This is a genomic window from Micromonospora desertarenae (assembly GCF_056150265.1).
Genome location: NZ_JAXCFQ010000007.1, coordinates 91,238 through 111,729 on the forward strand (window position 1 = coordinate 91,238; position 20,492 = coordinate 111,729).

Below are 20,492 nucleotides of genomic sequence, written 5' to 3' on the forward strand. Positions count from 1 at the left end.
TCAGTCCAACCGGAACAGGGCGGCCGCGTTGTGCCAGCAGACCGCGCGCAGCCAGTCGTCGCCGAGGTCGAGCCGGGCCAGCCCGGCCACCTGCTCGGCGTACGGGTAGGGGAGGTTCGGGAAGTCGCTGCCCAGCAGCACCTTGCCGGCCAGCCCGAGGGCCCGCAGCCGGGGCAGCTCGTCGGTGGGGAAGGGCACGAACCGGTCGAAGAACGAGGTGAAGGCCATCGTGGTGTCCAGCCGGACCCGCTCGTACGCCTCCGCCAGGTCCAGGAAGGCCCGGTAGTCCGGCGCGCCCAGGTGGGCCACCACCGCGGGCAGCCGCGGGTGGCGGGCGAGCACCGCGGCGAACGGCTCCGGCCCGGTGTGCGCGGTGCCGACCGGGGCGTGCCCCGCGTGCACCACGACCGGCACCCCGGCCTCGGCCAGCAGCCCCCAGACCGGGTCCAGCGCGGGATCGGTCGGTGCGAACCCGCCGACCTGCACGTGCACCTTGAACACCCGGGCGCCGGCGGCCAGCGCGTCGGCGACGTACCGGGCGGCCGTCGGCTCCGGGAAGAAGGTGGCCGAGGGGAGGCAGCCCGGGGTGGACCGGGCGAAGTCGAGCGTCCACCGGTTCAGCTCCGCGGCCATGCCGGGCTTGTGGGCGTACGCCAGCGCGCTGAACGCCCGGACGCCGAGCCGGCGCAGGTGCGCCACCCGTTCCGCGTCGCTCCACCGGTAGCGGATCGGCCACTCGGTGCCGACCAGCGGTCCGGCCGCGTCGAAGTACGCCCACACCCGGCGCAGCAGCCGGGGCGGCAGGAAGTGCACGTGCACGTCGGCCAGCCCGGGCAGGCCGAGCCCGCGCCAGAACGCCGGCACCTCGGCGTCGTCGGCCCCGGACAGCGGTGCCGCGGGGGCGGGCCGGTCGGTCATACCTGAATGTTGAAGCGTTGCAGCACCGACGGGGCGACCAGCCCGGCGGCGGCCAGCACCGCGATCACGGTCAGCGCGGCGCGCACCACGACCACCTCGGTCTTGCTGCCGGCCCGCAGCGCGATGCTGTTCGGCAGGCCGATCATCGTCCACATTCGACGCTTGATCGGGATCGGCCAGAGGATCGGCACCCCGGCCTTGGTGATCATGTCGCCGAGGATGTGCACGAAGCAGCCCACGCCGACGGCGGTGCCGATCAGCGGATAGCCCCGGCCGCCGGGCAGGTTGGCGGCGACGAACCAGGCCGCGCCGGCGGACACCAGGGTCACGATCACCCAGCCGGCCCGCTCGGCCCACTCGTCGAACAGCCCGCGCAGCGCCAGCCCGATCATGAAGAACAGGATGCCGATCACCGCCCACTTGCCGTACGCGGCGCAGAGCGCGGTGGTGCCCCAGCCGACCAGCAGGGTGAACGGGATGGTGTGGGTCAGGGTGCGGTGCCCGTTGCTGCGGCGCGGGTCGCGGCTGAGTTTGGTGGCGTAGTAGACGCCGAGCGAGATCTTCTCCATCACCTCGGCGATGAACAGCGAGAACACCCCGAAGGTGCGGGCCACCGTGGCACCGCCCTGGTTGCGGGTGACCTTGCCGGACAGGTCGAGGTCGGGGAAGAGCGCGCCGCCCGCGCAGACCGCCGTGCCGACGGCGAGCGCGAGCGGGGACTGGTGGTAGTCGGCGAAGTGGTCCAGCGCCCACGACCCGGCCAGCCACACCGCAGCGCCGGACAGCGCGTGGGACGGTCCCATCATCTCGGCTCACCCTCCCCAGGGATCTTGAGCGCCAAAACTACGCCACTGTAGTTCAGAGCCGTGCCGCGCGGGCATCGCCCGGACGGCTCCACAGGGGACGGTGTCAGGGCAGGGGGGTGAAGCTCTGCCGGATCATCGCGAAGTATGCCGTGTTGACCTGCCAGTCGAACTCTTTTGTCAGCCATGAGACGGTGTACGCCCGGTCGGCGGAGACGTTCGCCAGCAGCCGGCCGGTGTGCACCCGGTCCCCGGCCGCACTGATCCAGGCGCACTCCCAGATCGCGGCGCCCCGGAACATGTCCAGCGCCGCGAGGTCGTAGCGCTGGTAGCCGGGGAGCGCACCGCCCCCGGTGAGCCGCCGCTCCTCGGCCCGCCACCAGGCGACCGGGTCGGCCCGCCGGGGACCGGCCTCCACGCTCAGCACGCGGGCCCCGTCCGGCTCCCGGAAGCAGGTCGCCGCGCCGTCGGTCCAGCGCAGCCAGGCCACCGGGGCGGCGATCCGGTAGCCGGCCGGGTCCACGTGCCAGGTCCAGTTGTCCACCAGCCGGAACGCGCCCGCCGGCGCGGGCACCGACGGCACCGGTGCGGCACCGGGCGGCGGCGTCGCCGCACAGGCGAACGCGGCGGGCCGGGGCCGGTCGGTGGCACCGGCACCGGAGCCGGACGGGGCGGTCAGCGGCTCGCCGGTCCGTCCGGCGAGGCTGAGCGCGACCCCGACCGAGGCGAGCAGGGTGGCGGCCAGGCCCGCCGCCACGAGGCGCCGCAGCCGCGTCGACCGCGCGCGCCGCACCGCACGCCCGGCCGGCTCCGCCCGCGACGGTGGCGGCGTGCCGTCGGGGACCGGGCCGGTCGCGCCGGCAGCGGGCCGCGGCCGGGTCGGGCCGGCCGCCGGGGGTGGCGCCGGCTCCGCCGTCGGTGGCCGGGCGGCGGCCGGCCGGTCCGGGTCGGCGGCGGCGCGCAGCAGCGGTTCGGCCTCGAGGGCGGTCAGCCGCCGCCACGGGTCGCGTTGCAGCAGTCCGGTGAGGACCGGCCGGAGCACGCCGGCCCGGCGCATCGGATCCGGCGGCTCGGTGGCCAGCGCGCTCAGCGTCGCCATCGCGCTGGGCCGGGCGTACGGGGCCCGCCCCTCGACGGCCGCGTAGAGGGTCGCGCCGAGCGACCACAGGTCGGTGCGCGGATCGGAGATCCCGTCCCGGGCCCGTTCCGGGGCGACGAACTGCGGCGAGCCGAGCACCATGCCCGGCCCGGTCATCGCGCCGTCCCCGCCGTCGAAGGTGGCCAGGCCGAAGTCGGTCAGCACCACCCGGCCGTCGTCGGCGACCAGTACGTTGTGCGGCTTCACGTCGCGGTGCAGCACGCCGGCGGCGTGCGCGGCGCGCAACGCGGCGAGCACCGCCAGCCCGATCCGGGCGGTACGTCGCGGGCTCAGCGGCCCGTCGGCGGCGAGGATCTGGTGCACCGAGCGGGAGCGCACGTACTCCATCACGATCCACGGGCTGTCCCCGTCGTGCACCACGTCGTAGATCCGGACCACGTTCGGGTGGTTGAGCCGGGCCGCGGTGCGCGCCTCGCGCAGCGTCCGCAGCCGCACCTCGTCCCGTTCGGACTCGGTCAGCCAGGCCGGCGGCCGGATCTCCTTGACCGCGACATCCCGGTGCAGCATCTCGTCCCGGGCCAGCCAGACCCGGCCCATCCCCCCGGTCCCGACCAGGTCCAGCAGCCGGTACCGCCCCGCGATCAGCCGCTGCCGCACGGTCCGCGATCCCTCCCGGTCACCCTGGGTCACACGATAGTCAGCGCAGCGGGGTTTCTCATCCACCGCCGGCCGGAGGGTCGATCCGACGGCGGACGCGGCCACCGCGGTCAGCCGGTGGCGTCGGGCTGCACGACGTCGAGGATGCCGAGCAGGTTGGCGAGGGCGAGCGCCTCGGTCCGGGTCAACCGCAGGTCGCAGCTGCGGTCCGGATCGGTGGGATCGTCGTGGACCAGGCGGCGCAGCCCGCCGGCGTGGTGGGTGACCACCCCGACCCGGCGCCCCTGCTCGGTGGTGAACGTGTGGCGCAGCCCGATCCCGGGCAGCGGCACGACCTCGATCTGCATGGCGTGTTCCCGCTCCTCTCGCTGGGTCAGGTGCCGGGCTGGCCCGGACGGCCGTCGGCGTGCGGCGGCCGGGCCTGGGCCAGCAGGGCGAGCCCCTGGATGGTGGCGAGCCGGACGTCGGGTGGCATGGTGACGGCGCGGCTGGTGAGCGCGGCGAGCCGGGCGGCGACGCCGATGGTGGCCGCCCCGCCGCCGGTCACCAGGAGCCGTCGCGGGCCGGGCCGGTGGGTGTGCTCGCCGAGTCGCCGGACCGCCGCGGCGATGGCGGGCACCTGGTCGACGTCGTTCGAGCCGTCGGCCCGGGCCGCGGCGGTGACCGTGCCGTCGGTGATCCGGGCGACCTCGGTGCGGCCCTGTCCGATGTCGACCACCATCAGGTCCTCGGTGTCCAGGCCGGCCCGGCAGGCCAGCGCCGCGGCGAGCGGCTCCTCCACGGTGCTGACCCGGCCACCGGTCGCCCGCCGTACGGCGGCGGTGAGCCGCTGCTGCTGGCGCAGGGTGGCGGTGGCGGGCACCCCGACCAGGACGGGGGTGTGCGGCGCGCCGGAGCCGGCGTGGGCGACGGTCAGCACCCGCAGCAGGTGCACACAGGCGGCGAAGTGGTCCACCACGCCGTGCCGCAGCGGCCACACCAGCGGAGCGCCGGTGCGGTCGGCCAGCTCGACGGCGGCCCGGCCGACGGCGCACCGGGAACCGGGCGGTCCCCAGGCGACGACCGTCGGTTCCTCGACCACCCGGCCGAGGGCGGGCGACCAGATCCGTACGTGGGCCGTGCCCAGGTCGATGGTGAGTATCTGCCGCAGCCCGTCACGGGCGTAGGCGCCGGGGTTGAGCATGTCAGCACCCTTCCGGGCGGGTCGTGCCGCCGGCCGGAGCTGGTCGCGACCGGCGGCGGGGCGCTGCCCGAACGGGCCGGTACGCGGACGGGGACGGCTCGGGACAGCGGAGGAGGACCGACGGCCGGGCGGGCCGTGGCGGTGGTGGACGTCAGGCGATGCCGAGCCGGGCCGGCGGAGCCCGGTCCGCCGACCACGCCGGGACGCAACCCGGAACCGCCCGCTTCGCCAGCCGGTAGACGATGCACAGCCCCACCGCGCGACCGGGCGAGAAGATCACCGCGAGTACGGCGGCGACGACCAGCATCGGCAGCCCGGCGGGCTGCTCGACGGTGCGTCGCTGCTGGGGGACTCGCATGCGGCACACCATAGCCGCGCCGCACGCGGACCGGCCAACCGTCGCCGCCGCGCCCGCCGCCTTGCCGGTGGCCGGCAAGCTGCGGCGCGGTTGTTGGCCCGTCGGCTCCGCTGTCGCCGCCGGGCCGCCGGCCCAAGCTGGAGGTCGTTTCGCGGAAAGTGAGGGCGGCATGCCGGCCAGGACCACCGTCGACCGACCGCAGCCGGGAGCCCGCCGCGGCCCGGTCACCGCCGACCGCGGTACGGGCCCCGCGCTGCTGGCGGTCGACGCCGGCAGTTCCCACCTGCGGCTGTGGGGCCTGGGCCGGGGCACCGTCAGCGTCTCCACCGGAGGCGGCCCCGGCCAGGGGGCGCCCCTGGTGCGGCGCGGACGCCTCGTCGACGCCCCGGCCTGCACCAGCGCGCTGCGCCAACTGCTGCACCGGTTCCGTCCCCCGGTCGAGGCGGAGCCGTTCGTGGTGGCCTGCCGCCCGGTGTCCGCGACGCCGGCCGACGAGTACGCCATGCGGGAGGTGCTCACCGCCGCGCTCGCGCCGCGGCGGCTGCTGTTCATCGACACCCTCCGCGCCGCCGCCATCGGCGCCGGCGCGGCCGCCGGCGCCCTGCTGCTCGCCGACATCGGCGCGCAGGTCACCGAGATCGGTCTCCTCGACGACGGGCAGCTGGTCGCCGCCCGCCGCACCGACTTCGGCACCCGCGACATCACCGACGGCGCCGCCGTACACGTGCTGGCCACCGTCGCCGCCCGGCTGGTCCGCGAGATCTACCAGCAGCCGGCCGTCCGGCCGACCGCCCTGGCGGCCCTGGCCCGGGGCATGGTGCTGGCCGGTGACGGCGCGGCCCGACCGGACCTGATCGCCGCCCTGTCCCAGACCCTGCGGATCGCGGTGCAGCCGGCCGCCGCGCCGTACACCGCCGCGCTCACCGGCGCCGGTCTGGCCGCGATGGCCGCCGCCCGCCACCCGCGCGACGGCCGCGCCGCCCCGCTGGCCGCGACGCCGACCGGCGCGCCGTGACTCCTCGGCGTTTCGGCCGGGCTCAGCAGGCGGCGTGGCCGAGCAGGTTCCCCTCCGGGATGACGATCCGCTGACCGCCGGCCGGCCGGGCCGCGCGCCGGGCCCGCCACGCGCCCTGCTCCCGCCGGGCGGTCGCGTACGTGCCGGCGGTCCGGTCGGCGATGCTCGCCCAGCCGTAGCGCCGGCCGACCATGGTGCGGGCCCGCCGGGCGACCCGGCGGGCGAACACCTCGTCGCCGAGGAGCTGGTCGACCGCGCCGGCCAGGGCATCCGGATCGCTGTGCGGGAAGGTCACCCCGGTGACGCCCGGCTCGACGATCTCGGCGAGCCCGCCGGTACGGGCCACCGCGAGCGGCGCGCCGGCCGCCGCCGCCTCCAGCGCCACCATCCCGAACGGCTCGTAGAGGCTGGGCACCACCGTCGCGTCGGTGGCCCCCAGCATCGCCGGCAACTGGGTGGTGTCCAGGAAGCCGGTGAAGCGTACGGTCGGCCCGAGCGTGAGCCGGCGCGCCTCCTCCTCCAGTTCGGCCCGGTACGGCCCGTCCCCGGCGATCACCACCCGCAGCCCGGGGTGCCGCTGGCGCAGGTACGGCACCGCGTGCACCAGGTGCTGCACGCCCTTCTCGTAGACCAGCCGGCCGGCGTACCCGACCAGCGGCCCGTCCCCGGCGAACCGGGCCCGGGCCGACGCCACCGCGCGGGGACGGGCCCGCCAGGCCCGGTCGTCGACCCCGTTGGGCACCACGTCGACCTGCCCGGCCGGCACCTCGAAGAGCGTGGTGACCTGGTCGCGCATGTAGCCGGAGCAGGCGATCACCCGGGTCGAGGCGTTGCTGAGCCAGTGCTCGACGCCGTGGATGGTGCGGTTCATCTCCTCCGGCAGCCAGCCCTGGTGCCGGCCCGCCTCGGTGGCGTGCATGGTGGTCACCAGGGGCAGGTCGAGGTGCTCGGCGAGGGTGACAGCGGTGTGTGCGACGAGCCAGTCGTGGGCGTGGATGACGTCGTGGTCGGCGGTGTCGGTGGCGCGCAGGGCGGCGCGGGTGAGGGTGTGGTTGAAGGCCATGGTCCAGGCCAGCAGGCTGTTGGTGGCCAGGGGGAAGGTGACGGGGTCTTCGGCGGCGCGGATGACGCGGACGCCGTCGGCGTATTCCTCAAGGGGCGCGCCGTCGGCGTGGCGGGTGACGACGGTGACCTGGTGGCCGGCGGCGGCGAGGGCGACGGAGAGGGCGTGGACGTGGCGGCCGAGGCCGCCGACGAGCACCGGCGGGTACTCCCAGGAGAGCATCAGCACCCGCTGGTGCCGGGCGGGGTGGATGTCGATCACGTCGGCGTCAGGTGACATGCGGCCCCCTTGGAGTTGTCCCCGGGCGCGCGCCGGCCGGCACCCGCGCGGTGCCCGTCGTCGCGGCTGGATCGCCACCAATCCTGCGGGCAGCCGGCTAACCAGCGGAGACGCCGTCGTTGCAGAGGTGTAAACCGCTACCGGCGAACGCGCAGCACCTCGGCCACCGACCAGGCCTGGAACGGGCAGCCGGTGGCCCGGTGCGGGGCGAGGGCGTCGGCCGTCTCGCTCACCGAACCCAGCCCGTACTCGGTCAGGTGGGCTTCGACGCCGACGAACAGGTCGTCGACCGGCAGGCCCGCGCGCCGGCAGGCGTCGGCGTACGGGCCGAGCAGCCACGGCCACACGGTGCCCTGGTGGTACGCCCCGTCCCGCTCCGCCGGCCCGCCCCGGTGCCGCTCGACGAACCCGGGGGAGCCCGGGGCGAGGCTGCGCGGGCCGAGCGGGGTGAGCAGCCCGGCGGCCACCCGGCGCAGCGCCGCCGCGTCCGGCTCCAGCGGCGCGTCCGGCAGCGACCAGGCGAGCAGCTGGTTGGGGCGGAGCAGGTCGTCGTCGTGCCGCTCCGCCGCGCCCAGCGGGTACGCCGGCGCGGGCGCGTCGACCACGTCGTACAGCCAGCCGGTCGGAGCCGGGAAGCGGGCCCGGAACGCGTCGGCCGCCCGCTCGTGCAACCGGCGCAGCTCGCCGGCGTCCCGGCCGGCCAGCTCGGTCAGCTCGGCCAGGCCGGCCAGCCCGTTGATCCAGAGCGCGTTGACCTCCACCGGCTTGCCCGCCCGCGGCGTGACCGGCACCCCGTGCACCCGGGCGTCCATCCAGGTCAGCGCGGCGCCCGGGGCGCCGGAGGTGAGCAGCCCGTCGGTCGGGTCGACGGCGATGCCGTACCGGGTGCCGGTCAGGTGCGCGTCGACCACCGCGCGCAGCGCCGGCAGCAGCTCGGCGGCCAGGTCGCTGTCGCCGGTGACGGCGACGTGCCGGCGTACCGCGTGCAGGAACCACAGCGTGGCGTCGACCGTGTTGTACTCCACCCGCCCGGTGTCGGCGGTGTTGGCGAGCATCCCCTCCGACAGCGTCGCCGCGTACGACCGCAGCAGTTCGCGCCCCTCGTCGGCCCGGCCGGTACGCGGGAACAGGCCCTCGTAGGAGATCATCGTGTCCCGCGACCAGGCACCGAACCAGGGGTAGCCGGCGACCACGTCCGGCCCCCGGCCGGTGCGCACGACGAACGCGTCGGCGGCCAGGGTGAGTGTCGCGGTCACCTCGTCGGCCGGCGCGGCCGCCGCCACCACCCGGCGGTTGCGGGCCCGGGCGGCGGTGACCACCTCCGCCGCCGGGGGTGGCTGCTCGGCCAGGTCGCCGGCCCACGCCAGCACCGAGACGGTGTCGCCCGGGTGCTCCAGGGCGCCGGCGAAGCGTCCCGCGTACCAGAGGTCCTCGCTCGGGGGCAGGCCCCGCTCCGCCTCCTCCCGGTGGTGCACGCCCAGCCACCACTGGCCCTCCGGGGTCCAGTCCGGGCCGGCGAGCCGGAAGGCGCCCTCGACCACCGCCCCGCCGGCCACCGGCTCCACCCGGAGCGCCGGCCCGTCGGCGCGGCGCTCGCCGTGCGCGTCCCGCCAGGTGCAGGCCGCGGCCAGCTCCAGCCGCACCGGGCCGCCGGCGACCAGCCGGTGCACCACCGCGACGCAGCGGTGGCCGTGCCGCATGGCCAGCTCCCGCTCGATCACCACGTCGCCGATCCGCCACCGCCACCGGGGCAGCCCGTCGACGAGGGTGAACCGTTCCAGCAGCTCGAAGCCGGGCGGGTCGACGACCCCGGAGGCCCACTCGTGCGCGCCCAGCCGGACCCGGGCGCCGGAGGGGAGCAGCACGGCCGGGTCGAGGCTGACCAGGCCGACCCGCCGGGCCGCCGGCGTCTCGCCGGCCACCACCAGCAGCCCGTGGTAGCGGCGGGTCCGCAGCCCGCTCACCGTGCCCATGGCGTACCCGCCGAGGCCATCGGTGACCAGCCACTCCCGGGTCGCACCGCTGCTGAGCTGCCCGCACACCTGCGGACCGAAGCCAATGTCGATCAACTTTCCTCCACCGGCGGCGGGGTGTAACACGCCACGACGAGAATGGCCGCTGTGGTGGAGTACCCCGGCGGCGTCGAAGATGTGCACGTGATCACCGACGTGCCGCCGACGAACGCGCCCGCGCCCGACCCCGAGCGGATCCGGCTCGCCCAGGCCGACGCGGGGGAGCAGGACTGGCGGGCATGGGGTCCGTATCTGTCCGAACGGGCGTGGGGGACGGTGCGGGAGGACTACAGCGAGCACGGCACGGCGTGGGACTACTTCCCCCACGACCATGCCCGGTCCCGAGCCTACCGGTGGAGCGAGGACGGCATGGCGGGCGTCTGCGACGACCGGCAGACGTTCTGCTTCGCCCTCGCGCTGTGGAACGGCCGCGACCCGATCCTCAAGGAGCGGATGTTCGGCCTCGGCGGCGACGGCGGCAACCACGGCGAGGACGCCAAGGACTACTGGTGGTACGAGGACTCCACGCCCACCCACTCGTGGATGCGCTGGCGCTACCACTACCCGCAGGCCGCCTTCCCGTACGACGAGCTGGTCGCGGTGAACGCGCTGCGCGGCCGGGACGACACCGAGTACGAGCTGGTCGACACGGGCATCTTCGACGACGACCGGTACTGGGCGGTGACCGTCGACTACGCCAAGGCGTCCCCGACCGACCTGTGCGTGGTGATCACGGTGGCCAACCGGGGCGACCGGGACGACCGGCTGCACGTGCTGCCCACCCTGTGGTTTCGCAACACCTGGGCGTGGGGGCTGCCCGGCGGCGACCGGATCCCCCGTCTGGTCGGGGAGGGCTCCCGGCTGGTCGGCGAGCACCGGGTGCTCGGCCAGCTGCGGCTGGAGGGGGAGGGGTCGCCGACCCCGCTGCTCTGCGACAACGACACCAACGCCGAGCGGCTCTGGGGGCTGCCGGGCCGCTCGCCGTACCCGAAGGACGGGATCAACGACCACGTGGTCAACGGCGCGGCGACGGTGAACCCGGCGCGGGAGGGCACCAAGGGCGCCCTGCACTACGTGCTGGACGTGCCGGCCGGCGGGCAGCGGCAGATCCGGCTGCGGCTGACCCGTACCGCCCCGCCGCCCGGCGGCACGGTGCCGCCGCCGGCGGACCTGGGCGCCGGTTTCGACGCGGTGGTCTGGGCCCGGCGGGCGGAGGCGAACCGCTTCTTCGCCGGGGTGATCCCGGCCGCCGCCACCCCGGACGAGGCGCTGGTCGCCCGGCAGGCCATCGCCGGGCTGATGTGGGGCAAGCAGTTCTACCACTTCGACGTGAAACGGTGGCTGGAGGGCGATCCGGGCTCGGCGCCGCCGCCACCGGGCCGCCGGCACGGGCGCAACAGCGCCTGGTGGCACATGACCAGCTTCGACGTGATCTCCATGCCCGATCCCTGGGAGTACCCCTGGTACGCCGCCTGGGACCTGGCCTTCCACTGCGTGAGCATCGCCCGGGTCGACCCGGGCTTCGCCAAGGAGCAGCTGCTGCTCCTGCTGCGCGAGTGGTACCTGCACCCCAACGGGCAGATCCCCGCGTACGAGTGGGCGTTCGGCGACGTGAACCCGCCGGTGCACGCCTGGGCGGCGCTGAAGGTCTTCGAGATCGACGGCGGGCGGGACCACGACTTCCTGGCCCGGGTGATGCACAAGCTGCTGCTCAACTTCACCTGGTGGGTCAACCGCAAGGACACCGGCGGCAACAACGTCTTCGAGGGCGGCTTCCTCGGGCTGGACAACGTCGGGCCGTTCGACCGGTCGGCGGCGCTGCCGGTGGCCGGGGTGCTGGAGCAGTCCGACGGCACCGGCTGGATGGCCATGTACGCCCTGAACCTGCTCGACATCGCGATCGTGCTGGCCGAGCACGACCGCGCCTGGGTGGACACCGCCACCAAGTTCTTCGAGCACTTCGCCTACATCGCGGCGGCCGCGTACTCGCAGGGGCTCTGGGACGACGAGGACGCGTTCTTCTACGACGTGCTGCGGCTGACCGACGGCACCAGGGTGCCGTTGAAGGTCCGCTCGGTGGTGGGGCTGCTGCCGCTGGCCGCGGTCACCCGGCTCACCGCGCGTACCCTGCACCGGCTGCCCGAGCTGGGCGCCCGGCTGCGCTGGTTCCTCACCAACCGCCCCGAGTACGCCGACGTGATCGGCGCCCGCCGGCTCGGCCCGGACGGCCGCCAGCAGCGACTGCTGTCCATGGTCGGCCCGGAGCAGGTGGTCCGGCTGCTGGCCCGGATGCTCGACCCCGACGAGTTCCTCTCCGAGTACGGCCTGCGCACACTCTCCCGGGCGCACCTGGACAAGCCGTTCGCGGTGACCCTCGGCGGGCAGGAGTTCTGCGTCGGCTACGAGCCGGCCGAGTCGACCAGCGGCCTGTTCGGCGGCAACTCCAACTGGCGCGGGCCGATCTGGATGCCGACCAACTTCCTGCTGATCAGCGCGTTGCGCGACTACGCGGCCTTCTTCGGTGACGACCTCCAGGTGGAGTACCCGACCCGGTCCGGGGTGAAGCGGACGCTCGACGAGATCGCCGACGACCTCTCCGCCCGGCTGATCGCGCTCTTCACCCGCGACGGCTGGGGCCGCCGGCCGATCTACGGCGCCTGCCAGCTCTTCCAGACCCACCCCGACTGGCGGGACCTGATCGCCTTCCCCGAGTACTTCCACGGGGACAACGGGGCGGGGCTCGGCGCCTGGCACCAGACCGGGTGGACCGCGCTGGTCGCCGACCTGATCCTGACCCTGCGCCGCTGACCTGCGGATTGTGTCGCGGCGGCGAACAGTCGCCAATCCGTCGCCGGCCGCTCACCGTCCGCGACCGCCGCTAGGCTCGGCGGGGTGTCCCACGAAGAGGACGGCGACGCCGACCACCGGGCCGCCGTCCCCGCCCGGCCGGGCGAGGTCCCGGCCCCCGCCGAGCCGGGCGAGGTCGGGCCCCACGCCGAGCCGGGCGCGGCGGCGGGCATCGTCGCGGCGGCCCGGCAGCTGGCCGAGGCGGAGGGCTGGCCGGCGGTGACCCCGCGGAGGTTGGCCGAGCGCGCCGGGGTCGACCTCGGCGACTTCTACCGGTGCTTCGCCGACCGGGACGCCGTGCTGGCCGCGGTCGCGGTGCGCGGCTTCGCCGAGCTGGCCGCCGCGCTCACCGCCGCCCGGGCCGCCGCCGACGGCCCGCACCGGGCCTGGTCCGCGGTGGTCTCCGGCTACCTCGACTTCGCCTACGCCAACCCCGAGGTGTACGACGCGATGCTCGCGCACACCCCCGACCTGACCCTCGGCGCGGACCGGGCGCCGGTCACGCCGGCGGCCGCGTTCGCGCAGCTGCGCGCCGCCGTGGCGCCGCTGGCCGCCGGCCGGGACCCGGACACCCTCGCCGAGGTCGGCTGGAGTCTGCTGCACGGGGTGGTCATGCTCACCCGCGGCGGCCGGCTCCGCCCCGAGGCGCAGGAGCAGCGGGAGGAGATGATCGCCACCCGGCTGCTGGAGGTACCGGCGCCACCGGCCCGGCGCCGCGGGAAAGTCCCTGGGCGCTCCGGCGGCGGTGTCCTATAGTTCCCGCCCGGGCCGGGCGCCGGCCGGGCCCGGCGCGGGGAGGGAACGGCATGACGGACGGTGGTGCGCGGGTGTCGCCCGGGCAGGTGTTGGTGTTCGACGCCGACGACACGCTCTGGGAGAACAACGTGCTCTTCGAGCGGGTGATCGACGACTTCCTGGCCTGGCTGGACCACCCCACCCTCGACCGGGTCGCGATCCGGGCCGTCCTGGACGACATCGAGCGGGCCAACGCGGCGGTGCACGGCTACGGCAGCAAGGTCTTCCTGCACAGCCTCGGCGAGTGCCTGGAGCGGCTGCGTCAGCGTCCGGCCACCGAGGCCGAGCGCCGGGAGATCCAGGAGCTGGCGGTGGCGCTGGTGGAGCACCAGGTCGAGCTGATGCCCGGGGTGGCGGACGCGCTGGACGAGCTGGCCGGCCGGCACGCGCTGCTGCTGCTGACCAAGGGGGACCGGGAGGAGCAGCAGCGCAAGCTGGACGCCTCCGGGCTGCTGCACCACTTCGAGGCCGCGCACATCGTGCCGGAGAAGGACGTCGAGACGTACCGCTGGCTGACCCGGGAGCACGGCCTCGACCCGGCCAGCGCGTGGATGATCGGCAACTCCCCGAAGTCGGACATCCTGCCGGCCCGGGCGGCCGGGCTGAACGCCGTCTTCATCCCCAACGACAACACCTGGGTGCTGGAGCACGACGAACTGGACCGCACCGACCCGGGCGTGCTGCACCTGGGCGCCTTCCCCGACCTGCTCGAGCACTTCTGAACCGGCTTGCGCAGAGGTCGCTCCGACCGGAAATAGCGCTCCTGTCGACGGTCGTGTTACGCCGACATGCCGGTTTTCAACGTTGATATCAATCACCCTCCGTCGAGGGCCGGGCGCCTTGTCCGACCTGGAAGGACCCGCCTAGCCTGATCCGGCGCTCACGGCTCTTCGGGGTGGGTCGGGAGCGCACCGAAGTCCGGTAGCTGGGCACCGTGGAGCTGAGTGCAGGCGGGCCGGCTCGTCGGGTTGAGCCGAGCGTGGGCGGCGTGCCACGCCCGCGTGTCCAATCCGGCGCAGCTCGCTACCACGCCGGACGGCTGGGGGTCAGGACCGGGGAGTTGCGGACCCGGTCCTGACCCGTCCTGTCTTCCCGGGAGCCGGACGGGCGGCTGCTGCGTCCGTCGCGCCGATGCCGTTACACCGACCCGCCGCTGCCCCCGGCGGAGATTCCTCACCTTTTCCGGGGCAGCCGGCCCGAACCGGAACTGCGATCATGCTGCGAATGGAACGGAGTCACTCTTCCGTGCGTACCGGCACCCTGCGGGGGCGCTCGTGACCGGGCGGGCGCGGCCGATCCCGCCGCCGAACCGGGCCTCGGCGCTGACCACCCTGCCGGAGGAGACCCGGCAGGTCGTCCTCGTCACCGGCAACGGCTACAGCACCACGTACGCGACGCTGGAGACGTTCGCCGTGGCCGGTGGGCACTGGGTGGCGGTCTTCCCGCCGCTGCCGGCACGGATCGGCTCCCGGGGCTTCAGCGACAACCACGTCGAGGGCGTGCCCACCACGCCGACCGGCGTCTACTCGTTCGGCGAGACGATGTACGGCATCGGCGCCGACCCGGGGATGCGCTACCCGTACCACCGGGTGGTGACGAACGACTGGTGGAACGAGAACCCCGACTCGCCGCTGTACAACACCTTCCAGCACAGCACCACCAACCCCGGTGGCTTCAGCGAGGCGCTGTGGAAGGAGATCCCCGCGTACACCCACTTCGCGGTGATCACGTACAACATGCCGCCGAACGTGCCGAAGCCGATCCCGAACGCCGGCAGCGGGATCTTCCTGCACGAGTTCAGCACCAGCGGCGGCAACGCGACCGCCGGCTGCGTCAGCCTGTCGCACGCCAACCTGGTCCGGGTGCTCACCTGGCTCGACCCGGCGCGCGCCCCGCGGATCGTGATCTGCCCGGTGCAGAACCTCGGCCGGTACTGACCACCTACCCGTCCGGGAAGGGGGCGCCTGCGTGCCTGGTCGTGGCCGATCTCGCTGTCGTCGAACCACCGGTGGATCACGACGGCGACACACCCGTCCGGCGCACCACACGGGCCGCGCTCACCCCGTCAGGTCCACCGCGCCGCCGGCCGCCGACCACGCCGACCACCGGGTCACCGTGACCGCGACGATCGGCCCGCCCGGTGGGCGCCGCGCGTACTGCGGGTACTTGGCGGCCAGCGCCGCCCGGGCCGCGCCCTCCTCCGCCGGGTCGCCGACCAGGCGGCCGCGGCCGTCCAGCCGGACCCACCACAGCGCCGACCAGTCCTCGTCGTACTCGTCGACGAGCAGGCAGGCGTGCTCCGTCGCCTCGATGTTCACCAGTCGACGCAGCCGGCGGTGGCGCTTGGGCTTCTCGTCCACCGCGTGGTAGGCCACGTCGCCGAGCAGGGCGAAGCAGACCGGCACCAGGTGCGGGCGGCCGTCGGGCCGGACGGTGGCGAGCCGGGCCACCCGGGCCGAGCCGACCCGGTGCCGCAGTTCCTCGGGCTGCACGGGCCCGACCGTAACCGGGCCCGGCCGCGGGGAGTGCCGACATCGGCCGACATCCGCCGACCGGGCCGTTCCGGCGGGCCGGCGACTGCCGACTCGGCGGTCAGGTGTCTCCGCCGCGGACGATGGCCACCGCCACCCGGCAGAACTCGTCCATGTCGGGCTCGAAGCCGGCCGCGATGTCGGGGTGCAGCCCGGCCCGGGTCTCGTCGAGCAGCCGCTGGCAGACCTGCTCGACCGGTTCGCCGGCGTAACCGGCGCGGACCCGTTCCGTCGCCGCCTGCAGCGCCGAGGTCAGCTGGTCTTCCAGCGGGCCGCGCAGCTTCTGCTGCACGGGGTCGAGCCCGCGGGGGTCCAGCGTGACATGTGGCTCCGACATCGGCGCTCCCTTCGTCGGCGTCCGCGGTACCCCACCGCGGCCGTCGGTCAAACCACGTTCGGTACGGCGGCGACCCGCACCTGGTACGAGAAGTCCTCCGCCGGCTCCTCGACGTACGACAGCCGGCGGATCTGCCGGTCGTCGTCGTAGAGCGCGACGTCGACCAGGACGCCGAGGTGGGCCAGGCCGATGCTGGACACCCGCTTCTTGTCCTGGAGCACGGCGCACACCCCGCCGAGCAGTGTGCTGGCGTCGGAGGTGCGGTGCCCGGGCGGGCAGCGCAGCACCACGTCCACCTCGATCGGCCCGGACAGCGGGGTCCAGCCGGTGCGCTGAGCCGCCGTACAGGCCGCTTCGAGCAGGGCGCGGACCCTCGTCGCCTGCCGGTGACCGGCGGCGAAGATGGACAGCGCCTCGGTCTTCACCGGTGGCAGGCCGCTCACCTCGAACGTCAGGGCGAGAGCGCGGGTGTCCTGCACCACGACGGCACCTCCTCGTTGGGGACGATCCTGCCCAACCGGTGGACCGGCAGAGGGAAGTTCCCGCGAGAACCAACCGATCGGACGGGCTGGGGTCGGCCGGAGGCGTGTCGACGTCGACGGCGAACGCGCTGGCTGCGGAGCTAGGAAAACGCTAGTCCACCCGGCGGCCGCTGGGTAGCACCACCGCTCACTGGGTGGGACGTGGCGCGAACGCGCAGAACTCGTTGCCCTCCGGGTCGGCCAGGACCCACCAGCTGACCGTGTCGTCCGGCTCGCGCAGCAGCGTCGCCCCGGCCCTGATCAGCTCGGTCGGCTCCGGGCCGGTCAGGTCGACGTCCCAGTGCATCCGGTTCTTCACGGTCTTGCGCTCCGGCACCGGGTCGAAGATCCACTGGCGCCAGGGGAAGCCGGCCGCGCCGAGCAGCGAGGCGTGCCCGCGGTCGCTGGTGCGCACCTCGCCACCGGCCACGCCGGCCCACCACGTCGCCTGGGCGACCGGGTCCGCGGAGTCCACGACCAGCGCGATCGGGCCCGGCGACGCACCCTCGCGGGCCGGGAAGGCGCAGAACAGGTTGCCGTCCGGGTCGGCCAGCACCCACCAGCTGATCTCCGCGTCCGGCTCGCGGACCAGCCGGGCCCCGGCGGCGAGCAGCGCCGCCGGCTCCGCGTCGGCCAGCCGCAGATCCAGGTGGACGCGGGTCTTGCCGGTACGCGGCTCGGGCACCCGGTTGACCCAGATCGACTCCGCCCCGGAGCCGCCGCGCGGGTCGACCCGGCTGTCCCCGTCGCCGAGGTCCACCAGCTCACCGTCGAGGATCCGGGCCCAGAACGCCCCCAGCGCCCGCGGCTCCGCCGCATCCAGACAGAGATCCTTGAACCGACCCATCATCCCCCCATCCTCCCCACCCACCCCCGGCCCCCTCAACTCCATTGATCATGAGGTTGGCGGCGTCGAAACGGACGAAACGCCCGGCCAACCTCATGATCAGCGCGGGTCCCGGGGGGGGGAGGGAGGGAGGGAGGGAGGGGGGTTAGTGGCGGGCGCGTTTTAGTTCGTGGAAGGCCGGGAGGTGGAGGAGGGGGAGCATGCTGTCCCAGATGGTCAGGGCGTCGTCGGTGCCGGGTACCTCGGTGAGGATCGGGCCGTGCATGCCCCGCTCCGCGCCGGGCACCATGAGCACCGGCGAGCCGATGTCCGGGCCGGCCGAGGCGTACGCCAGCGCGTGCGACTCGCGTACCGCCCGGTCCCAGCGCTCGTCGTCGAGCGCCGCTGCCGCGTCACCCAGGCCGGCCGCCTCGACGGCCGCGTCCACGGCCCTCGGCGACAGCGGGTTGCCGGCCTCGTGGCTGCGCGCGCCCAACTCGGCGTAGAACCGGGCGACGTCGTCCGGGCAGCCGTCCGCGCGCAGCGCCTCGACCAGCCGCAACGCCCGGCTCGACGCGGCCAGCACGTCGGCGAACTCGGGGGCGACGTCGCCCTCGTTGAGGATGGCCAGGCTGAAGGCCCGCCACTCGACCCGCAGGCCACGGGCGTCGGCGACGGCGACCAGCCACCGCGAGGTCCGCCAGGTCCACGGGCAGGCGGGATCGAAGAAGAAGGTGGCGTCCATCGGCCGAGGGTAAGCGCCGGCCGGCCGGCCCGCAGCGCGGTGAGCCACGCCACACGCATCGCCTGTCGTGGCCGTCTCACCGCCGCCAGGTTTCGCGCCGCAGCAGGTCGGGCAGTGTTGGGGCCACGAAACGTCCGGGACCGATCACTCACTGGTCAGCGTCCCGACCGTCTCGCCGTGCGCCGGGGCACGGTGCGTCACCCCGGCTGTTGCGAGGGGAGGGGTGATGAGCGATCCCGACGGGACCCGGCGCCGGCCTCGCGTACGCGCGCTGGCCGCGGCCGCGGCGCTGACGTTGGTGGCGCCCATGGCGGCCTGCGGATCCGGCGACGACGGCGGTGTGCCGACGATCAACCTGTACTACCCGCCGGAGCAGAACCTGCAGAAGGTGGTGGACAACTGCAACGCCGCGGCCCAGGGCCGGTACCGGATCGCCTATCGGGTGCTGCCGCGCCAGGCCGACGACCAGCGGGTGCAGATGGTGCGCCGGCTCGCCGCGCAGGACCCCGGCATGGACGTGCTCGGCCTCGACGTCACCTGGACCCAGGAGTTCGCCAGCGCCGACTGGATCCTGGAGTGGACCGGGCAGGACAAGGCGGAGGTCGAGCAGGGCACCCTGGCCGGCCCGCTGGAGACCGCGCGTTACCAGGACAAGCTCTTCGCCGCGCCGAAGAACACCAACGTCCAGCTGCTGTGGTACCGCCAGGACCTGGTGCCCGAGCCGCCGAAGAGTTGGGACCAGATGATCTCGGCGGCCCAGCGGCTGAAGCAGCAGGGCAAGCCGTACCAGGTGCTCACCATGGGCGCCCAGTACGAGGGCCTGGTGGTTCTCTACAACACCCTGGCCGAGAGCGCGGGCGGGCACATCCTCAGCGACGACGGCAGGCGGGCCGTGATGGACGAGGGCACCGTCAGGGCGCTGGAGCAGCTCCAGCGGTTCGCCACCTCCGGGGTGACCTCGCCGTCGTTCAGCAACGCCACCGAGGACCCGGTGCGGCTGGAGTTCCAGTCCGGCAACGGCGCCTTCCAGGTGAACTGGCCGTTCGTCTACCCGGCCATGCAGGAGGCCAACCCGGAGCTGGCCAAGCAGGTCACCTGGGCCCGGGTGCCGGGCATCGACGAGAACATCCCGAGCAAGGTAACCATCGGCGGGGTGAACATGGCGGTCAGCGCCTACTCCGAGCACCCGGCGGAGTCCTTCGAGGCGGCCAAGTGCATCCGCAACGCCGAGAACCAGAAGTTCTCCGCGATCAACGACGGCGTGCCGCCGACCATCGAGCGGATCTACGCCGACCCGGAGATGACCGAGGCGTACCCGATGAAGGAGACCATCCTGGAGGAGCTCAAGGAGCCGGCGACCCGACCGCTGACCCCGGCGTACCAGAGCATCTCCACCGTGATGTCGGCGATGCTCTCGCCGCCGTCGGCGATCGACCCGCAGCGGACCGCCGACGAACTGCGCGGCGCCATCGCCGACGCGCTCGAGTCCAAGGGGGTGCTGCCGTGAGTGTCAACGCCACGCCCGGCGGGGCGGACGTCGCGGCCGACGAGACCGCTACCCGGTCCGGTGCCCGGCACGCCGCCGTGCCCGCCCAGCGCAACCGCCGGCGCAAGCCGCCGCTGAGCGAGAACAAGAAGGCCGAGCGCCGGCTGGGCTGGCTGCTCTGCGCGCCGGCCGCGCTGGTCATGGTCCTGGTGACGGCCTATCCGATCCTCTACTCGGTCTGGTTGTCCCTGCAGCGTTTCGACCTGCGCTTTCCCGACCAGCGCGAGTTCATCGGGCTGGAGAACTACGTCACCGTGCTGACCAACGAGTTCTGGTGGACGGCGTTCGGCGTCACCGCGCTGATCACCGTGGTCACCGTCGCGATCGAACTGGTGCTCGGCATGGGCCTGGCGCTGATCATGCATCGCACGCTGGTCGGCCGGGGCATCGTGCGCACCGCCGCGCTGATCCCGTACGGCATCGTCACGGTGGTCGCCGCCTTCTCCTGGCGGTACGCCTGGACGCCCGGCACCGGCTACCTGGCCAACCTGTTCAGCGAGGGCGCGCCGCTGACCGAGCGGGCCAGCTCGCTGGCGATCATCATGCTGGCCGAGATCTGGAAGACCACGCCGTTCATGGCGCTGCTGCTGATGGCCGGCCTGGCGCTGGTCCCGGAGGACCTGCTCAAGGCCGCCTCGACCGACGGGGCCACCGCCTGGCAGCGGTTCACCAAGGTGATGCTGCCGGTGATGAAGCCGGCGATCCTGGTCGCGCTGCTGTTCCGCACCCTGGACGCGTTCCGGGTCTTCGACAACATCTTCGTGCTCACCGCGGGCGGCAACGAGACCTCCTCGGTCTCGATGCTCGCCTACAACAACCTGATCCGGGGCCTCAACCTCGGCATCGGGTCGACGATGTCGGTGCTGATCTTCCTCACCGTGGCGATCATCGCCTTCGTCTTCGTGAAGCTGTTCGGTACCGCTGCCCCCGGCAGCGACGACGGGGAGAGGCGCTGAG

General features: G+C 74.3%; 20 protein-coding genes. 7 read left to right on the plus strand and 13 right to left on the minus strand.

Annotation, left to right across the window (positions count from 1 at the left end):
* From SM577_RS16735 to SM577_RS16760, 6 genes are all read right to left on the minus strand, one after another.
* A complete protein-coding gene (locus SM577_RS16735; RefSeq protein ID WP_474587291.1) occupies nt 1-918 on the minus strand; it encodes an amidohydrolase family protein in 918 nt (305 codons plus the stop codon).
* Entirely contained in the window at nt 915-1,724 is an 810-nt protein-coding gene (locus SM577_RS16740) for a metal-dependent hydrolase (protein ID WP_474582602.1), read from the minus strand. Before SM577_RS16740 ends, SM577_RS16735 begins: the two co-directional genes overlap by 4 nt.
* A 103-nt stretch (nt 1,725-1,827) precedes the next feature.
* Nucleotides 1,828-3,477 (minus strand): serine/threonine-protein kinase, encoded by a 1,650-nt coding sequence (locus SM577_RS16745; RefSeq protein ID WP_474587292.1) that lies wholly within the window; start codon nt 3,475-3,477, stop codon nt 1,828-1,830.
* Nucleotides 3,478-3,587: 110 nt separating this feature from the next.
* Nucleotides 3,588-3,824: a cation:proton antiporter regulatory subunit gene (locus SM577_RS16750; RefSeq protein ID WP_302920298.1), complete on the minus strand. Its 237-nt coding sequence runs from the start codon at nt 3,822-3,824 to the stop codon at nt 3,588-3,590.
* Nucleotides 3,825-3,850: 26 nt separating this feature from the next.
* Complete coding sequence (locus SM577_RS16755; protein ID WP_474587293.1) at nt 3,851-4,660, minus strand: rod shape-determining protein; 810 nt, start codon at nt 4,658-4,660, stop codon at nt 3,851-3,853.
* Nucleotides 4,661-4,811: 151 nt separating this feature from the next.
* Nucleotides 4,812-5,018 carry a hypothetical protein gene (locus SM577_RS16760; RefSeq protein ID WP_302920296.1) on the minus strand — a complete coding sequence of 69 codons (207 nt, stop codon included), beginning with the start codon at nt 5,016-5,018 and terminating at the stop codon, nt 4,812-4,814.
* 169 nt (nt 5,019-5,187) lie between these two features.
* Here SM577_RS16760 and SM577_RS16765 point away from each other — a divergent pair, with 169 nt between their 5' ends.
* Nucleotides 5,188-6,033: a rod shape-determining protein gene (locus SM577_RS16765; RefSeq protein WP_474587294.1), complete on the plus strand. Its 846-nt coding sequence runs from the start codon at nt 5,188-5,190 to the stop codon at nt 6,031-6,033.
* A 22-nt stretch (nt 6,034-6,055) separates the two neighbouring features.
* Here the strand turns inward: SM577_RS16765 and SM577_RS16770 are convergent, their stop codons facing one another.
* Nucleotides 6,056-7,375, minus strand: coding sequence for a glycosyltransferase family 4 protein (locus tag SM577_RS16770; protein WP_302920294.1), 1,320 nt, complete (start codon nt 7,373-7,375; stop codon nt 6,056-6,058).
* A 137-nt stretch (nt 7,376-7,512) separates the two neighbouring features.
* Entirely contained in the window at nt 7,513-9,444 is a 1,932-nt protein-coding gene (locus tag SM577_RS16775) for an amylo-alpha-1,6-glucosidase (RefSeq protein ID WP_474587295.1), read from the minus strand.
* 42 nt (nt 9,445-9,486) lie between these two features.
* Here SM577_RS16775 and SM577_RS16780 point away from each other — a divergent pair, with 42 nt between their 5' ends.
* The 4 genes from SM577_RS16780 to SM577_RS16795 all read left to right on the plus strand — a co-directional run bounded on the left by SM577_RS16780 (nt 9,487) and on the right by SM577_RS16795 (nt 14,966).
* Nucleotides 9,487-12,195 (plus strand): MGH1-like glycoside hydrolase domain-containing protein, encoded by a 2,709-nt coding sequence (locus SM577_RS16780; protein WP_302920292.1) that lies wholly within the window; start codon nt 9,487-9,489, stop codon nt 12,193-12,195.
* An 84-nt stretch (nt 12,196-12,279) separates the two neighbouring features.
* Complete coding sequence (locus SM577_RS16785) at nt 12,280-12,990, plus strand: TetR/AcrR family transcriptional regulator (RefSeq protein ID WP_474587296.1); 711 nt, start codon at nt 12,280-12,282, stop codon at nt 12,988-12,990.
* Between the two features lie 50 nt (nt 12,991-13,040).
* A complete protein-coding gene (locus tag SM577_RS16790; RefSeq protein WP_302920289.1) occupies nt 13,041-13,751 on the plus strand; it encodes an HAD family hydrolase in 711 nt (236 codons plus the stop codon).
* 552 nt (nt 13,752-14,303) lie between these two features.
* On the plus strand, nt 14,304-14,966 hold the full coding sequence (locus SM577_RS16795) for a L,D-transpeptidase family protein (RefSeq protein ID WP_302920288.1): 663 nt from the start codon (nt 14,304-14,306) through the stop codon (nt 14,964-14,966).
* Between the two features lie 120 nt (nt 14,967-15,086).
* Here SM577_RS16795 and SM577_RS16800 read toward each other — a convergent pair whose 3' ends face one another.
* From SM577_RS16800 to SM577_RS16820, 5 genes are all read right to left on the minus strand, one after another.
* On the minus strand, nt 15,087-15,521 hold the full coding sequence (locus SM577_RS16800) for a TIGR03668 family PPOX class F420-dependent oxidoreductase (RefSeq protein ID WP_474587297.1): 435 nt from the start codon (nt 15,519-15,521) through the stop codon (nt 15,087-15,089).
* Nucleotides 15,522-15,621: 100 nt separating this feature from the next.
* Nucleotides 15,622-15,897 carry a hypothetical protein gene (locus SM577_RS16805; protein ID WP_302920286.1) on the minus strand — a complete coding sequence of 92 codons (276 nt, stop codon included), beginning with the start codon at nt 15,895-15,897 and terminating at the stop codon, nt 15,622-15,624.
* A gap of 47 nt (nt 15,898-15,944) precedes the next feature.
* On the minus strand, nt 15,945-16,376 hold the full coding sequence (locus tag SM577_RS16810) for a RusA family crossover junction endodeoxyribonuclease (RefSeq protein WP_302920435.1): 432 nt from the start codon (nt 16,374-16,376) through the stop codon (nt 15,945-15,947).
* 190 nt (nt 16,377-16,566) lie between these two features.
* Nucleotides 16,567-17,268 carry a VOC family protein gene (locus tag SM577_RS16815; RefSeq protein ID WP_474587298.1) on the minus strand — a complete coding sequence of 234 codons (702 nt, stop codon included), beginning with the start codon at nt 17,266-17,268 and terminating at the stop codon, nt 16,567-16,569.
* Nucleotides 17,269-17,410: 142 nt separating this feature from the next.
* On the minus strand, nt 17,411-17,989 hold the full coding sequence (locus SM577_RS16820) for a DsbA family protein (protein ID WP_474587299.1): 579 nt from the start codon (nt 17,987-17,989) through the stop codon (nt 17,411-17,413).
* Nucleotides 17,990-18,215: 226 nt separating this feature from the next.
* Here SM577_RS16820 and SM577_RS16825 point away from each other — a divergent pair, with 226 nt between their 5' ends.
* A complete protein-coding gene (locus SM577_RS16825; RefSeq protein ID WP_474587300.1) occupies nt 18,216-19,496 on the plus strand; it encodes an ABC transporter substrate-binding protein in 1,281 nt (426 codons plus the stop codon).
* Nucleotides 19,493-20,491 (plus strand): carbohydrate ABC transporter permease, encoded by a 999-nt coding sequence (locus SM577_RS16830; RefSeq protein ID WP_302920282.1) that lies wholly within the window; start codon nt 19,493-19,495, stop codon nt 20,489-20,491. The genes SM577_RS16825 and SM577_RS16830 overlap by 4 nt, the downstream gene beginning before the upstream one ends.
* Nucleotide 20,492: the final 1 nt, after the last annotated feature.